The organism is Jeotgalibacillus soli (assembly GCF_000829435.1).
GTDB lineage: Bacteria > Bacillota > Bacilli > Bacillales > Jeotgalibacillaceae > Jeotgalibacillus > Jeotgalibacillus soli.
Genome location: NZ_JXRP01000020.1, coordinates 73121 through 89440 on the forward strand (window position 1 = coordinate 73121; position 16320 = coordinate 89440).

Here is a 16320-nt window from a genome sequence, read left to right on the forward strand (position 1 = left end):
GTAATTGTTCCTAATTCAAATTACCAATTTCTAAGGGTTGATTAGAAAAGATGAGAAAGCTCGTCGTCTTTCTTTTGATCAACTGAATCCGGCGTTAAATCAATCACCTCTACCCCTTCAACTGCTTCAGTAATCATGGTATCAAAATCCAAAAAGCTTTCATAAAAAGCTACTTTTTCTAGCTTAGGCTTTGTTTTTGGAGCAGTTGGAGTAAAGATTGTACAGCAATCCTCATATGGCAAAATCGAGACATCATATGTATCGATTTTTTTTGCTACTTCAATAATGTCTGTTTTATCCATCGCAATGAGTGGACGAAGCACAGGTGTACTTGTCACAGCGTTAATAGCCTGCATACTTTCAAGCGTTTGGCTTGCTACCTGCCCCAGGCTTTCACCTGTAATAATTGCACGAGCTCCTATTTTCTCTACGATCTGATCGGCTATTTTCAGCATCATTCGTCTTGTTGAGGTCATCGTATAATTCTCTGGAACCTGTTGATGAATGGCTTGTTGAATAGCAGTAAACGGGACTATATGCAGTCTTACCATCCCAGAGAAGCAAGCTAGCTTTGAAGCAAGACGCATGACCTTTTCTTTTGCCTGGACACTTGTATAAGGTGGACTATGAAAATGAATGGCTTCTATTTGAACACCTCTTTTTAACATATAATAACCGGCGACCGGACTATCTAATCCTCCTGATAGCATTAACACCGCCTTGTTACCTGTTCCAATCGGCATACCGCCTGCTCCTTGAATAGTTTCCGCTGAGAGGTAGACACCCTCTTCTCGTACTTCTACCGTCAGCTCAATGGTTGGTTTTTTCATTTCGATAATCAACTGATCTACCGTCTGCATTACATGAGAACCGACTTCTCGATTTAACTCATTTGTCTCTAAAGGAAATGATTTATCCGCTCTTCTGGCTGCGATCTTAAATGTCGTTGGTCCATCAACCAGCTCAGCTACAAGAACTGTTGAAGCTGATTTAATCTCATCCAGATCCTTCGAGGTTTTTACAACAGGACTAAATGATTGGATACCAAAAATAGGCTCAATTCTTTTTAATACTTGTTCAGCTTCTGAATGATTCTCAAGTACTAAATGCATTCGGTCTCTTCCTGCTTCTATATGAACAGGCGACAGTCCGCTTAACGATTGTTTTATATTTCGCTTCAGCTGATCAATAAATCGATGTCGGTTTTTTCCCTTTGTCGATATTTCTCCATAACGAATTAAAATACGTTCATACTGTATCATGATGATTTAATAACCTCCATTAATGGTAAAATCGTCCGGTTCCAGGCTTCCATTAACATTTCTATCTCCTTGGCTGTTGTGGATAAAGAGAAGCTAATGCGAACTGAGCCCTTTCCAGTTGGCGATGGACATGCCATCGCTTCAATTGTCCGGCTAATTGTCTGTTTTTTGGAAGAGCATGCACTTGTCGTGGAAAGATAAATACTTTCCTTTTGAAGTGCTTGAACAATTACCTCTCCCCGGAGTCCCGGGACCGATACACAGATAATATGCGGCGCTCCATTTTCCATTGGGCTTACTAATGTTACCTTTTTATGGGACGTCAGCGTTTTTATAAGCTGTTGTCTTAAAGCAGATAGTGCAGGAATGCGATGAGCCTGTTCCACCGTCATACGCATTGCTTTAGCCATTGAAACAATGCCTGCTACATTCTCAGTTCCGCTTCTCTTAGCAGCTTCCTGATCACCGCCCGCAAGCTCTTCTCGTAACAACAACCCTTTTTTTATAAATAACAGGCCCGTCCCCTTCAATCCGTGAAATTTATGAGCAGATAGGGAAAGAAGATCGATTTTCGCTTGGCGTATATTTAATGGTACTTTACCAAACCCTTGAATATGATCCACATGAAAAAATGCACGGGAGTATTCCTTTATGATCGCACCTGCTTCTTTAATCGGCTGCACGGTTCCAACCTCGTTGTTCACATGCATAATCGAAACAAGAATTGTTTTCTGTGTCAGTGCATTTTTTAAATATTCCGTGTCGATCATTCCATTGCGATCAACCGGTAAAATGGTAATGTCAAACCCTTCATCTTTAAGCTGCAAAACTGCATTATAGACAGATGGATGTTCAACAGCAGTTGTAATAATATGGTTCCCACGATGACGATTTGCACGTGCAATTCCTTTGATCGCTAAATTATTTGATTCTGTTCCACCAGATGTAAAGAGGATTTCTTCACGATCTACTTCTAAAATGGAAGCCGCCTGCTCTCTTGATTTTTCCAGCAGAGATGATGCTTTTTCTCCTAATTGATGTAAAGAGGAAGGGTTGCCAAAAAACTCCTGACTAACCGTTAAAAAGGAAGAGAGTACTTCCTCATAGGGTCTCGTCGTTGCACTATTATCTAAATAAATCATGTTAGCCACCCTTTTATGCATAATTCAATTTCTATGATCGCTAATAATTAATTCAAAACACGTTAATCATAACATAAAATGCTCATTTGTTTTAAAAATGCAATCCCTTGTTTTTATCATTCGGCTTTGTTAAAAGTGTTTGTTGATTGCTGCACGCAGGCGCTCGCTTTCCGCTTCAGTCAGCAGGAGTCTCGCACATTCGCTCCAATCAACGCTGTGCAAAAATCAACAATGGGCTATAACATAGCTTATCAAATAAAAATAATTCCATATAATTAGCTCAAAACTACGTATTAAATTTTCTTTATATTTAAACTATTTCAATTTTCGACAATTTTCGCGAAAACTGTGTTAAGATATCTCATAGCCATTTTTGGTTAAAGTTTAGTTGGAGGGTTTAATAGATATGAAACAGCAACCATTATCATTTGGGAGCATTTTTGCGATTGGATTAATGCTCTTTGCACTTTTCTTCGGGGCAGGAAACATGATTTTTCCTCCGTTGCTTGGACAACAAGCTGGAGAACATATGTGGATTGCCATTTTTGGGTTTTTATTGACAGGCGTAGGCTTACCATTGCTAGGCGTTATCGCGATCGCTTACACTGGCGGGGATCCGCAAAAATTGGCAAGTCGTGCGCACCCAATTTTCGGAATAATCTTTACAATCACACTTTATTTAGCTATCGGACCATTTTTTGCACTTCCTAGAACGGGCACCGTAACTTATGAAATAGGGATTTTACCGTTCTTACCAGAAAATTTAATTTCATCCGATTGGCCACTGCTTTTATTCTCAATTTTGTTTTTCACCATTTCAGCATGGCTATCTCTTAATCCGTCTAAAATTGTTGATCGAGTTGGGAAGCTTTTAACACCAGCGCTATTGGTAGTGCTGGCCGCACTAATTGCAGGAGCATTTATTACGCCTATGGGAGAACCAGCTGCGCCAATTGGTGATTTTGAAAACAGTTCATTTTTCAAAGGATTTATTGAAGGGTATTTGACGCTTGATGCCCTTGCGGCACTCGTATTTGCTATTGTCGTCATATCAGCTGTAAAAGAGAGGGGCATCACGGACCGAACTACTATTGTGAAAATAACGATCTATTCCAGTTTGATTGCTGTAACATGCTTAGCATTGGTTTATATAGGGCTAAGCTATCTTGGAGCAACAAGTATAGATGCAGTCGGTGTACATGAAAATGGCGGGGGATTGTTATCGGCAGCTTCTGCTTACATGTTTGGTTCTGGCGGTGCCATCATTTTAGGACTAGCCATTGCAGCCGCTTGTTTAACAACGGCGATCGGATTGATCGTTTCAACTTCAAGTTATTTTGCTCAGTTAGTACCGTCTATATCATACAAGTCATTTGTTATCATTTTCTCAGGCTTCAGTATGCTAGTGTCAAACCTAGGTTTAACCCAGTTGATTTCGATCTCAGTACCAGTACTTGTGATCATCTATCCACTCGCGATTGTGCTTATATTATTGTCATTCCTTGACTCATTGTTCTCAGGCTATCGTGCCGTATATGTTGGTTCGCTTATTCCTACGTTTTTTATAGGAATCGTTGATGGACTTACAGCTGCCGGGCTGGATATCAGTGGTTTAGCTTCCTCCCTTCACTTCCTTCCACTTATGGAACAAGGTGTAGGATGGATCGTACCTGCGATTATCGGTGGAATGATTGGATATGGAATAGCTTCTATATTTAAGCATGTTCCAAATGCATCCAATGTTTCCTCATAATGCATAAAAAAAGTTTGGCTCCGTTTTCCGGAGCCAAACTTTTTATTATTCAGTAACTTAAGCATACTGATTTTCTGTTGAGCGTTCTTGTGACAGTTCTTCGATTTTTTTCAGTGCGCCTGGCTCAACAGATTCAATTGCTTCTGCAGCCTCTTCTAAAGCTTTTTGATAATGACCTTTTCTAAACAGTAACTCCGCTTCATTTAATCCAATATAAACGGTTTCGTGTTTGCTTCGGTAACGATTTCCATATTGAATGACACGTTCCACGGATCGGGCAGTTTGAATCATGTTCTCAGTGTCATTGTACACCAACTGAACCATGGCGTCTGCTGAATCTGCGTGCTGTTGAATGGTCACGATATTCAATGGCTTTTCACGCAAGCTTTGCTCAAGCTGTTCCAGCTGATCCTGCGCTTCCTCTGTTTGCGCTTTTATATAGTCAGGAATGACAGGCAGGTTTGCATGACGCAGCATACGTTTTTGATCTTTAAGTGTCTGCTTTAAGGCAAGTCCAGACTCTTGTACCTCTACTTCTTCCTGCCTCAAACGCTGAAGCTGTTCTTTAAACGCTTGCTGTGCAGGTACAATAGCATCCAACTCATCCCGAATCGCCCGCAAATCCTCCCAAAGGGTAGAAAAAGCAACATCATTAGCCGCGATTCTTTCTTTTAGCGCGGAATATTTTTTAGCTGCTTGATTCAGTTTGTTATCAAGCTCTTTCGGAATGTTTAAATCTTCTTGATCCAATTGATAGCTTTGTCGGACAAATTCTGTTTCTATTTGAAGATTGATATTCTGTTCCTGTACTTCATCAAGCCAAACATCCGTATGTTCATAGTGTTCTTTAAGATGGGTTCTTGCCTCGACTTCTGTTTCAAGCAAATCATAAAGTACATCCAGATGTTCATGAATTAATTTGACCTGTCCCTCTGCTTCATCCATTTCCAGATGATTTGTATGGGTCCTGGCCAGTTCGATTGATTCATGAAGCAGCTCCATTTCCTCTTCCATCTTGATATGAGTCAATGGATAACCGCTTTGATTCATTTCCTCAAAGCCTTCCTTTACCTCCATTAACTGTGCCGGGAGCGAATAGTATGCTTCATTATAAGTTTCAGGGACAGTATCAAGAAGTGTTGTGATATGTTCAATTTCATTGGATAGCTTCATCACCAGCTCACGAGCTTCCAGATAATCCCCCTGCTTTGTCATTTCCTCGTATTGCATCAATTTAGGTGCTAAGGCTTCAATTTTTAGATCGATTCCCTCCGCAGCCTTTCCATATGTGTGACGTTGAGCAAATAATGTCTGCTTAGCCTCCTTATATTGCCCTTGAATAACTTCCATTTCAGAGCGGTTTTTTTCATCACTGCCCATTAATTCTTCAAGTTCAACAAGGATTTTATTCATTTCTTCTTCAGCCTGCTTTAACATAACTTTAATAGTTGCTTGTATTTCAATAGATTTGCGAAACCTAAGCTTGTCAATGTATTCCTCCGCATCAAATAACAGAGAATCTACTTGAGGAAGCTTAACATCAACAATCCCCGTCCAGGCTTGACGCCATCTTTCAAATAATTCTTCCGTTTGTCCGTTCATGTTTAGCTGTTTAACTTTTGTCATTTCCTCTAAAATAGGACGGTGCTGAATCTCAAGCTTCAAAGTCTCGAGCCGATCTATTTCTTTGTAATGTTTTTTACGCCAATAAAAAGCAATGGCTACAATAATAATGATCAATATGACGGAACCGATTATGTACTCCATCTTACGCCCCCTGTCCAAGCAGCCCACCCCTATGATTAACAATCATTGGATGTAAACGATATTGACTTTATGATACCATGTTATCAGCGATTTTTCTTGATTTTTTCTATTTTTTTTGACATGTTTGTCTAACATTCTACGAAAGTCCTTTTTTTTCTTGCAAAAGACAGTAATTATGCATTTTGAAAGGAGTTTATATATGAAGAGAGATGGACACATCCATACACCTTATTGTCCACACGGGTCAAAAGATACATTCGAACAATATATTGAAAAAGCAATTGCATTGGGCTATGAAGAGATTACATTTACCGAGCACGCTCCATTGCCGGAGGGGTTTATTGATCCTACTCCAGATCAAGACAGCGGAATGGAACTTGGTCATTTGGAACAATATCTTTACGACCTTCAGAAGGTAAAAAAGATCTATGAAAATGAACTGGTTATAAAGATAGGGCTTGAAGTCGACTTTATTGAGGGATATGAGAACGAGACGGCTAAATTTTTGAATCAATATGGACCAGCATTAGACGATGCCATTCTATCTGTTCATTTCTTGCTGCATAAAGGAGAATATGAATGCATTGATTTTAGTCACGAGGTTTTTAGTCGGATGGCCGCTCGTTATGGAACTGTTGACCACGTCCATTCTCATTACTACCAAACAGTATTAAAGTCCATCACTTCAGACCTGGGCAAAGAAAAGCCTGAACGAATTGGCCACATAACTCTTGCCCGTAAATTCCAAAAAAGATATCCATGGACTCTTTCTCATGAGGAAGAAATTGACGCTATTTTGCGCGCTATTAATGAACGAGGGTATGAGCTGGATTATAATGGGGCCGGCTCTGTTAAACCAGATTGCGGGGAAGTGTATCCACCTGAGGACATTGCCAAAAAAGCGCAATTCCTTGGAATTCCGCTTATTTATGGCTCTGACGCCCATCAAGCAAAAGACTTAGCGCAAGGACACTCACAGCTGATTTTTCTATAGCATGGAATAAATTAACTTAGCATGGTTGAAGATTCACACGTAATGCTGCGAAACCATTCCATCATAATGGAGCTATAATTACGTGTGAATAGCTTCTCTCCTGGATTCATATTCCAAATTTCCCTTAGCGATTGACTTTGTAAGAATGGCATAGAAATCATAAAGGTCAGCTGCATCAGAAAAAAGGATGGAGATATTTTCAATGAAATACCTTTTTCGATGTCCTGGGCTAAAAGCACTTTCCATAAATACTGTTCTTTTCTTAAATAGCAGGTCATCATCTCTCTTACCATCTGACTGTCCATTGTTACCTCTCTCCACGCAAAACGTGCAAAGCGATGGTGCTTCTGCTGATATTCTAGTGCTGCAAGTGCTGCTTTCATCGTACTGGATGATTCTGAAGGTCCCACCAGACGAACAGGCTGCACTTCCTTTTCCAGTACATTTAAATACGGTTCAAAAAAGGCAATCAAGCACTCCTCCAACAATCCTTGCTTACCTGAAAAATAATAAGAAACGGTCGCGATATTTACTCCCGCTTTTGCAGATATTTCCCGAATACTTGTTGCGTGATATCCCTTCGTATAAAACAAGTCAACTGCCGCTACCATTACTTCTGATTTCGTCTCACGTTGTTCTTTGATGGCCATTTTATTTGCCCCTTCCATAATGGTTGCTTACATGATTCTTTTATGCTAAAACTAATTTACTGTCATTTACTACATTCGCATTTTATACCTGTGATCCCTGCATAAACTTGTCCTCAAATATCGAGTGGCAAAACAAACCTGACAGAATATTAACTCACAAAGAAGGTGAACAGCTTGTTTAGTGTCGAATCCTATAAAGGGACAAAAGAAGAAAAGTATGCGCTTCTTCATAAACAGCTCCGTGCTCTGTTAGATGGAGAAACCAATCAAGTTGCCAACCTGAGCAACGCTTCATCATTACTGAATCAATTTCTTGACCGTGTAAACTGGGTAGGTTTTTACTTAAACGTTGAAGAAGAGCTCGTACTGGGACCGTTCCAAGGACTTCCTGCATGTGTGCGCATTCCTTTTGGCAAAGGAGTATGCGGTGCGGCAGTTCAAAGAAAAGAAACAATGCTCGTTGAAAATGTGCATCAGTTTCCTGGCCATATCGCGTGTGATGCAGCATCCCGCTCCGAGATCGTGGTACCTATAATTAAAGACGATAAGATCATTGGTGTGCTTGATATTGATAGCCCTGAATTAGCACGATTTGATCGTGTTGATCAGGAGCAGCTAGAAACATTTGTCCACATATTGACCGAATTCTTGTAATAAAAAGGAGGACGCATATGCGCCCTCCTTTTTATTGACTTAAAACACGGCCATCGTATCGATTTTCTTCAATGCCTGGTCAATGTCCTCACAAACATCTTCCCAAGCCTCTAATCCTACTGACAATCTCAGCAGCGTGTCACTAATCCCCATTTGTTCTTTCACTTTTTTTGGCACGATGGCATGTGTCATACTGGCGGGGTGCTGAATAAGCGTTTCCGCATCCCCAAGGCTCACCGCAATTTTTATAAGCTTGAGCTCATTCATAAACGCTTGAGCCGTTTCTTTTGTTCCGTTCATCTCAAAGGAAATCATTCCACCGTAGTTTTTCATTTGCGAAGCAGCGATTGGATGACTTGGATGGTCTTTTAATCCAGGGAAATATATATTTTTTATTAAAGACTGATCACGGAGATAAGAAGCGATCTTCTCTGCATTTAGACAGTGCCGGTCCATACGAATCGCAAGCGTTTTTAATCCCCGATTCAGGAGCCAGGCGTCAAATGGAGACATAATACCTCCAATATCTTTTTGGGTGGACATACTGATCAGCTTGATCTGTTCCTGTGAATCCCCAACAATTAACCCGCCGACTACGTCTCCATGCCCTCCGATATATTTGGTTGCACTATGAACAATATAGTTTGCACCCAGCGTTAAGGGCTGCTGCAAATACGGAGTACAAAAGGTGTTATCAACCACCACCGGAATGGCATATTCCTTTGCTACCCGGGTAACAAGCGCAAGATCGATTAGCTCCATCGTGGGATTAATCGGCGATTCTACGTATATACAAGCTGTATCATTTGTAATGGCGTGACGAATCCCTTCCTCTGTGGACATATCCACAAAGTTATGTGAAATATGAAATTTCTCATCAAGTATTTCAAGCAGTCCAAACGTACATCCATATACACCCCTTGAACAAATGATATGATCACCGGTCTTTACCAAATGTAAAAGTACAGCAGATACCGCCGCCATTCCTGAACCAAACGCCAGAGCAGCCTTACCATTTTCAAGGGAGGTCATTTTTTCTTCTAGAATCCGAACAGTTGGATTACCTAACCTTGAATAAATATTCCCTTCCTCTTCACCTGCAAACCTTGCTTCTCCTTGCTCGGCACTGCTAAAAGTAAAAGTCGATGTTTGATATAATGGCGGTGCAAGGGCACCAAAGTGTTGTTGTGCATCATACCCGTCATGGATCACACGCGTCTCAAAGCGCTTTTTTCCATTCCCCATAAAAGTCCCCCCTTAAAATGTAATCGCTTTCATTAATATTCTATGCTATTTATCCAGCCAAGAAAAGGGAATCACTTATTCTTTAGGCTCTGTTAAACTTGCCTGTTGATTGCAGCGAAGGGCGTTCACTCCAATCAACATCGTGCAATAATCAACCATGATCTTGACTCTTACGCAAAGTAAGTGAAGTCATAAAAAACATTCATCACTTCCATTTATTTGTAATGAATTTCATTTTATAATTCTTTACTAACAATAGAATTGGAACAAATACTTCTTCATTCTGGGTAATCATCTGCCTTTTCACCCATAGAAAGTAAGAGCCATGATCTTTAACATAGCCATTCTTTAAAATAACGTAACGTCAATCGTCCACCTCTTTTAACAGGTTTATTTTATTGAGCAAAAATGATACATCAGCCGAAGATCATTCCCTTAACATTATTCATTTGGCGGTAAAAAAAGTTGACATCGCTGCCTTAGCATTATATGATGATAGTTGTGTAAAATAATGCAGCCTAAGTGAACGCATTGATTGCTTCATATTGTTCCTTAATTTATAGGTGTATCGAGTAACCCTTTGCTGCAGGGCGATGGTACAGGACAACAATATGACAATAAATGATTTATCACGTTTACTGTTTTTATTTTACAACAAAATAAAAACACGAGGAGGAGTCAATTATGGCTCGTTATACAGGTCCATCTTGGAAAGTTTCCCGTCGTTTAGGTATTTCCCTAAGCGGTACTGGTAAAGAATTAGAAAAGCGTCCTTACGCTCCAGGTCAACACGGCCCAAATCAGCGTAAAAAATTATCTGAATATGGTTTACAGTTGCAAGAAAAGCAAAAGCTTCGTCATTCTTATGGCGTAACTGAGCGTCAATTCCGCAACTTGTTCGACAAAGCAGGTAAACTAAAAGGTAAACACGGTGATAACTTCATTATCCTTCTTGAAACTCGCCTTGACAATCTTGTTTACCGCCTTGGTCTTGCTCGTACTCGTCGCCAAGCTCGTCAGCTTGTAAACCACGGTCACGTTACTGTAAATGGTTCTCGCGTTGATATCCCTTCTTTCAGCGTAAAACCAGGACAAGTAATCGCTGTTCGCGAAAAGTCTCGTAACCTAAGCATCGTGAAAGAAGCTACTGAGCTAAGCAGCTTCGTACCTGATTACTTAACATTTGATGCTGAGAAGCTTGAAGGAACGTTCACTCGTCTTCCAGAGCGCGCTGAAGTATCTGCTGAAATTAATGAATCACTTATCGTTGAGTTCTACTCTCGTTAATTTTAACAGAGATCAGAGTTCAATCAAAAGTCCAGAAACCCTGATATATCAAGGTTTCTGGACTTTTCTTTTTTTACTGGTTTCTCGATTTAGTCAAGATAATCATTAATTTTGGGGCAGGTTTTTATTCAATAGAGAAAACAAATGAATAATTTAAAGGGCAAAATTTATTTGTTATTCTAGTAAAGATGCAAATCAGGGCAGCTTAGGAGCGGATTTAACCATGAACAAAAAAGACATAGCACATATTCGAAAACAATTTAAATTAGGTAACGATTTACTCAAAATCTCCGACATCTTTAATGTCTATATTATGAAGGAATCAAGTGACATCTATCATCATCAAAGTCAACCTTTTGAAATGCTTGACCAAGATCAGCAGGAGTTATTTATGAATAACTTCAAAAAATTACTTGCCGGCCAATTGGATGAGAAGCTCTTTGAGTTAAAGTTTCAACGGGAAGCTGAAAATAATAGTCAGCTCATTTTGCATCAAGGATTACTAAGCAGTGATGTAGAAGGCTGGAAAGAGCAAATGCTTCAAATCGTCAGCAAAATGCTTGTACTTCGGCAATATGAGAAGGATATTGTCGTATCATTCATTCGTGGAGAATATTTTAAGCCATTGAAACGCCGAAATGAAGAGGCTGAAGAAAGCGGGCGGGATAAAGTTTATTCTTATTCGTTTATTTTATGCAGCATAAATAACACACAAGAGCCGAAAAAAGAACTGCTTTTTGACTATGTCGAAAAAGAATTTAAATATCATTTTGTCGTTGATCCAATTATCAACCTCCAGGCTCCTATTTCAGGGTTTCTGTTTCCCTGCTTCACCGAAAATGCAGCAGATGTCAATCACATTCTATATTCAGCAGGAAAGGTTCATGAGCCCGATCACCAGTTCATAGAAGAAGTATTAAATGGGGAAGAAACGTTGACTGCTCAAGATGATAAAATCATTTTTGAGGAAATTATTAAAGACGTAACAGGAGATCAGCTAAGCACGTCTACACTCTCCAATGTATATGAAGAGATTAACCGAATGATCGAGGAAAATGAAGAGGAAGAACCGCCAAAATTAGATTCCAAAGACGTAGAACGGGTTTTAAAGATGAGCGGCCTTGAAGATATAAATTCGGAAAAGATTGAATCAGCTTACCAAAAAATAATTGATGATGACAAATATGAGATCAAAGCCAGCAGCATTCTGCCGAAATATACTTCAAAATCGATTAAAATCAATACGAAAGCAGCTAACATTTCTATTAGTCCACAAGATTTAAGATATGTGAAACAAATTCTTTTTAACGGTAAACGCTACCTCATGATCGAAGTGGAAGAAGATACCGTGATCGAAGGCTTCACGATGATTCCAGAAGCTTTGGGCGGCGCTCCAGATAAATAATAAAAAATGTGTCAGTTATCACATTAATGATAACACCACATTTTGAGTACCTAATAAGCATAGGACGGGTCTGATACTTCTTAAAATAGGAAGGTATTGGAACCGTCCTTTATATAGAAAAGATTTTAATTGCTGTTTCATGATAAGCTGCTATCAGAAATAAGTTTTTCACCCTACTCACCGCTTGTATCTAAATAACTGTTAGAATTATTTCGGAGCAGGACAATGTAGTTTTGGTAGGTCTCATCCAAAGGAACTGAAAAAAGCCTCTCACAAATTGGGCCAACTTATGATAGGCTTCTGTTTGAAAAAATTTTTGGGGTGTTAATCAGATCTCCCCGGGTAAGATTGCAATCTTTCCTTCCATCTATCAACTTCATTTACTCAGTATCACCTTCGGCAGAAAGGACTTCGTTTTGTTATGGAAATTCATCCAATGATACCTAACCTCATATGAAGTTCGTGTTCCTCAGACCGAAAGTTTGCCGCTCGCTTCCTTCAAATTCCACGTCACCTCGGACACCCTTACGTTAAGCTAACTGTTACTTCTGTCTTCATCGATCGGGACTTATATCCTAGAGATTGCACCCATGTCGGGCGCACATAAAAAAAGAGAAGCCCACTCCAAAAGAGCGCGCTTCTCTTAAATAATATCCATATTAATTCATTACACAGACGTACCCGTTTTTTTGTAGTTCTTCTCGCGGTGCTTGATACCAAGAAATGCAGGCGTTTTTTTAGGTAACTTACCGAACAAAAGCCCTGATAACGGGAAGTAACGGTGAGTCAACCAAATGGTCAGGTAACATAAAGCCAAAGTGCTTACGAACCTAAGGAGTATCCCTACATGGAACCAATATCCTCCAGGAACAGGGATGAATTGTGCGACCACTCTCAAAATGAATGGATGCAACAAATAAAAACCGAAAGAATAAATAGCTACATTCTGTACATAAGGGATAATTCCCGGCCACTTATTACAGATGATCTCCGTTAAACGGAACATCGCATAACTGCCAATTATAATATAAAGTATATTGACGATCAAATAAACCCATCCTGGCAATTGCATCGACGGAATCGTATACAAGTGATAGTGCAAATAAACAGTAGATATTCCAGAAACCACCGCTAAACTAGCCCAAGTCATGGTTGATTTATTAAAGATTTTACCTTTTTGTTCATTATAATACGTCCCAATCCATGCCCCTAATAAATACGGTCCCATACTGCTCAAGAAAGCATTGAATGGAATCAATTGCAATTCACGATTCAAGAAGTAATAGGCGATTTCGATTCCAATACCGAATAACCACATATGCTTTTTGAAGAATGAAAATTTCTGGGCAATAAATAGAATAATAGGGAAAAACAAATAAAATTGCACAATCAAAAAGATAAAATGAAGTTGATAAAATGATTGCCCCTGCAAAATACGCAAACCTATCTCATTGAAATTCAGAGAAACAGCTCCCGTGTATATGGAAAAAGCCTCGTAGAATAGCGCCCAGACAAGATAAGGCATTACAATATACATCGCTCGTTTTTTATAATAAACCTTTAGTTCTGCCCCATCCATCTTTTGCTCGATATACTTATAGAAAAATACCATGGCAGTGAGCATGAGGAAGATGCCAGCTTCTACTCTGATGATTCGATTAATAAAATGGTAAGCAGTAAAAGCATCGCTTCCCTTAGGAAGGACAGAATTAAAAGCTGCTGTTACGTGAACCAATACGACCATCATCATGGCGAAAAGTCGCAAAAAGTATATAGACTCTATCCTTTCTCTATCCATTTTTATCAGTCCTTAACATTAAAATATTTTCTACCCATTATAGCATAGTTATTCCTTATAGTGTAAAATTTACCTATTCTTCCTTTCACACAAAAAAACCCCCTAGGATTGCAGACTAGAATCGTCTACATCTCCTGGGGATCGCTCGTCTATATCTCTCATTAAATTTAAGATTCATATCCATTTTAATTTTCTGTGATCGTTTTTATCTAGTTATGTTCTTATGGCTGGAAACTTCCGCCCTTGACTTGTCTTCTTCCGTTTATACCGGTTGTACAATCTCATCGCTAAAAGGGAAGTAGTCGTTAAGTTCAAATGCGGCAAATCCCTGAGTGATAAACAGTTCGAGAAACTTGACGCTGAAGCGTTAGAGGAAAGTGAGGTCGCAGATTCAAAGGTCAAAGTACTTAAGATTGGAAACGCTGAAGCAGTTGTAAAAGCTCTAAAATAACAACCCTAATGTAGAATATGCAGAGCTGAACTACCTTTTCGACGCTAGCTACATGGACGCCAAATGATCCTTACTATAATACCAATCCGGCCCACAGAACACCAATACAGAAGCTGTATGGGACATTACGCGTGGCGGCAGCCAGGAGATCGCCATCATTAATTCTGGTGTCGACTATAACCACCCTGACTTGAATGACAAATGGAGAGATTTTTTTTTCATCTCATTCACTTATATAAATAATAAGCATTTACTTGCCTTGCGATTTGGAGAATACATAGAATAATCATTTACTGGCGGTGGATGAACATTTGCAGGCCGTCAAAATAATTTACAAGCCATGCTTAAACATTTACAAGAAATTCCCCTTTATTCTCTCCTGCATCAGAAAATATAAAGGCTTGCCCCGTAAGTCATAAGATCATTTACTTACGGGGCAAGCTCCTATATAAACAAAAACTTATGCATACTGAATCATAAAGTATTTCTTTTTCCCTCTTCGTATAATGGTAAACGCACCTTCAATTCGGTCTTCGCCTTCTAATACGTGGGTTAAATCCGTCACGCGATCTCCATTTACATAAACGGCACCATTTTGGATATCTTCTCTAGCCTGTCGTTTTGAGGGAGCGATTTTAGCTGCAACAAGCACGTCTACTAATGAAACCGACTCCCCTTCCTCCACTTTATACGCTGACACATCCTTGAAGCCTTGTTTGATTTCACTCGCGCTCAACGCCTTAATGTCTCCAGTGAAAAGAGCAGCTGTGATTTTTTGAGCTTGCTGAAGAGCTTTTTCTCCATGAATCATTTTCGTCATTTCTTCCGCTAGTGCTTTCTGAGCTTCACGTAAATGAGGCGCTTCTTCTACTGCCTTTTCAAAATGAATGATTGTATCTTGCTCTAAGAAAGTGAAGAACTTTAAGTATTTCACAACGTCCGCATCTGCTGTGTTGATCCAGAACTGGTAGAAATCATACGGTGACGTTTTTTCAGGATCTAACCAAATCGCTCCGCTTTCCGTTTTACCAAATTTTGTTCCATCCGCTTTGGTTACAAGTGGAATGGTCAGACCGTATGCTTTTGCATCTTCATTCATTTTTCTGATCAGCTCAAGCCCTGTGGTGATATTTCCCCACTGATCGCTTCCGCCTATTTGCATTTTGCAATTGTAATGATTATATAAATGATTAAAATCCATTGCTTGTAAAATGGTGTACGTAAACTCTGTGTAGGAAATCCCTGTTTCAAGCCGTGAGGAGATGGTATCCTTTGCAAGCATGTAATTCACACCAATATACTTTCCGTAGTCACGCAGGAAGGTTACCATATCAATGGCTCCGATCCAGTCATAATTATTGACCATGACCGCACCATTTTTACCGTCAAAATCAAAAATTCTTTCCAGCTGGCCCTGGATCGAGCGAACATTATGCTGTACCTGCTCCATCGTCTGTAAAGAACGCTCTTCCTTTTTACCGCTTGGGTCACCGATTAACCCTGTAGCTCCACCTACTAAAACCACCGGACGATGCCCATGCTCCTGAAAGCGTCTTAATGTCAAAAACGGGAGCAAGTGGCCAATATGCATACTATCAGCAGTCGGATCTACACCGCAGTATAGAGAAATAGATTCTTTATCAAGAAGCTCTTTCGTACCCTCTTCATCCGTTTGCTGATAAATAATGCCTCTCCATGCCAAATCCTTTAATAAATCCATTGCTATTCCTCCTTATAATAAAAGCTTTGTAAAAATTGATTATAGATTTTCACACAGCGTTGATTGCAGCGGATACGGGAGACTCCTGCGGGCTGAAGCGGGACAGATGAGACTCAAGCAGGTACATCTGCTACCTGTGAGGTTCACCGCCCCGCGGAAAGCGAGCGCCTGTGTGCTGCAATCAACAGAGAC

14 protein-coding genes are annotated in these 16320 nt (G+C 39.8%); 7 read left to right on the forward strand and 7 right to left on the reverse strand.

Annotation, left to right across the window (positions count from 1 at the left end):
* Nucleotides 1-41: 41 nt before the first annotated feature.
* Nucleotides 42-1259 (reverse strand): tRNA uracil 4-sulfurtransferase ThiI, encoded by a 1218-nt coding sequence (gene thiI, locus KP78_RS17135; RefSeq protein WP_106388600.1) that lies wholly within the window; start codon nt 1257-1259, stop codon nt 42-44.
* Complete coding sequence (locus tag KP78_RS17140) at nt 1259-2404, reverse strand: cysteine desulfurase family protein (protein WP_041090797.1); 1146 nt, start codon at nt 2402-2404, stop codon at nt 1259-1261. The genes thiI and KP78_RS17140 overlap by 1 nt, the downstream gene beginning before the upstream one ends.
* Nucleotides 2405-2530: 126 nt before the next feature.
* Between KP78_RS17140 and KP78_RS20835 the strand changes: the two genes are divergently transcribed.
* A complete protein-coding gene (locus tag KP78_RS20835; protein WP_235420975.1) occupies nt 2531-2683 on the forward strand; it encodes a hypothetical protein in 153 nt (50 codons plus the stop codon).
* A gap of 127 nt (nt 2684-2810) precedes the next feature.
* Nucleotides 2811-4157 (forward strand): branched-chain amino acid transport system II carrier protein, encoded by a 1347-nt coding sequence (gene brnQ, locus KP78_RS17145; protein WP_041090798.1) that lies wholly within the window; start codon nt 2811-2813, stop codon nt 4155-4157.
* 57 nt (nt 4158-4214) lie between these two features.
* Here the strand turns inward: brnQ and ezrA are convergent, their stop codons facing one another.
* Complete coding sequence (gene ezrA / locus KP78_RS17150; RefSeq protein ID WP_041090799.1) at nt 4215-5924, reverse strand: septation ring formation regulator EzrA; 1710 nt, start codon at nt 5922-5924, stop codon at nt 4215-4217.
* Nucleotides 5925-6123: 199 nt separating this feature from the next.
* On the opposite strand from ezrA, the gene hisJ reads away from it, so the two are divergent.
* Nucleotides 6124-6918, forward strand: coding sequence for a histidinol-phosphatase HisJ (gene hisJ / locus KP78_RS17155; RefSeq protein ID WP_041090800.1), 795 nt, complete (start codon nt 6124-6126; stop codon nt 6916-6918).
* An 11-nt stretch (nt 6919-6929) separates the two neighbouring features.
* Here the strand turns inward: hisJ and refZ are convergent, their stop codons facing one another.
* Entirely contained in the window at nt 6930-7568 is a 639-nt protein-coding gene (gene refZ / locus KP78_RS17160) for a forespore capture DNA-binding protein RefZ (RefSeq protein WP_041090801.1), read from the reverse strand.
* 174 nt (nt 7569-7742) lie between these two features.
* Here refZ and KP78_RS17165 point away from each other — a divergent pair, with 174 nt between their 5' ends.
* Complete coding sequence (locus KP78_RS17165; RefSeq protein WP_041090802.1) at nt 7743-8222, forward strand: GAF domain-containing protein; 480 nt, start codon at nt 7743-7745, stop codon at nt 8220-8222.
* Between the two features lie 39 nt (nt 8223-8261).
* Here the strand turns inward: KP78_RS17165 and megL are convergent, their stop codons facing one another.
* Nucleotides 8262-9467 (reverse strand): methionine gamma-lyase, encoded by a 1206-nt coding sequence (megL, locus tag KP78_RS17170; protein WP_041090803.1) that lies wholly within the window; start codon nt 9465-9467, stop codon nt 8262-8264.
* 684 nt (nt 9468-10151) lie between these two features.
* Here megL and rpsD point away from each other — a divergent pair.
* Together rpsD and KP78_RS17180 are read left to right on the forward strand one after the other, a co-directional pair.
* On the forward strand, nt 10152-10754 hold the full coding sequence (rpsD, locus tag KP78_RS17175; RefSeq protein ID WP_041090804.1) for a 30S ribosomal protein S4: 603 nt from the start codon (nt 10152-10154) through the stop codon (nt 10752-10754).
* Between the two features lie 223 nt (nt 10755-10977).
* Complete coding sequence (locus KP78_RS17180; protein ID WP_041090805.1) at nt 10978-12159, forward strand: DUF4317 domain-containing protein; 1182 nt, start codon at nt 10978-10980, stop codon at nt 12157-12159.
* Between the two features lie 667 nt (nt 12160-12826).
* Here the strand turns inward: KP78_RS17180 and KP78_RS17185 are convergent.
* Nucleotides 12827-13957, reverse strand: coding sequence for an acyltransferase (locus tag KP78_RS17185; protein ID WP_052474918.1), 1131 nt, complete (start codon nt 13955-13957; stop codon nt 12827-12829).
* Nucleotides 13958-14228: 271 nt separating this feature from the next.
* Here KP78_RS17185 and KP78_RS21275 point away from each other — a divergent pair, with 271 nt between their 5' ends.
* A complete protein-coding gene (locus tag KP78_RS21275) occupies nt 14229-14408 on the forward strand; it encodes a S8 family serine peptidase (protein WP_422723720.1) in 180 nt (59 codons plus the stop codon).
* A gap of 460 nt (nt 14409-14868) precedes the next feature.
* Here the strand turns inward: KP78_RS21275 and tyrS are convergent, their stop codons facing one another.
* Complete coding sequence (tyrS, locus tag KP78_RS17190; RefSeq protein ID WP_041090807.1) at nt 14869-16128, reverse strand: tyrosine--tRNA ligase; 1260 nt, start codon at nt 16126-16128, stop codon at nt 14869-14871.
* Nucleotides 16129-16320: the final 192 nt, after the last annotated feature.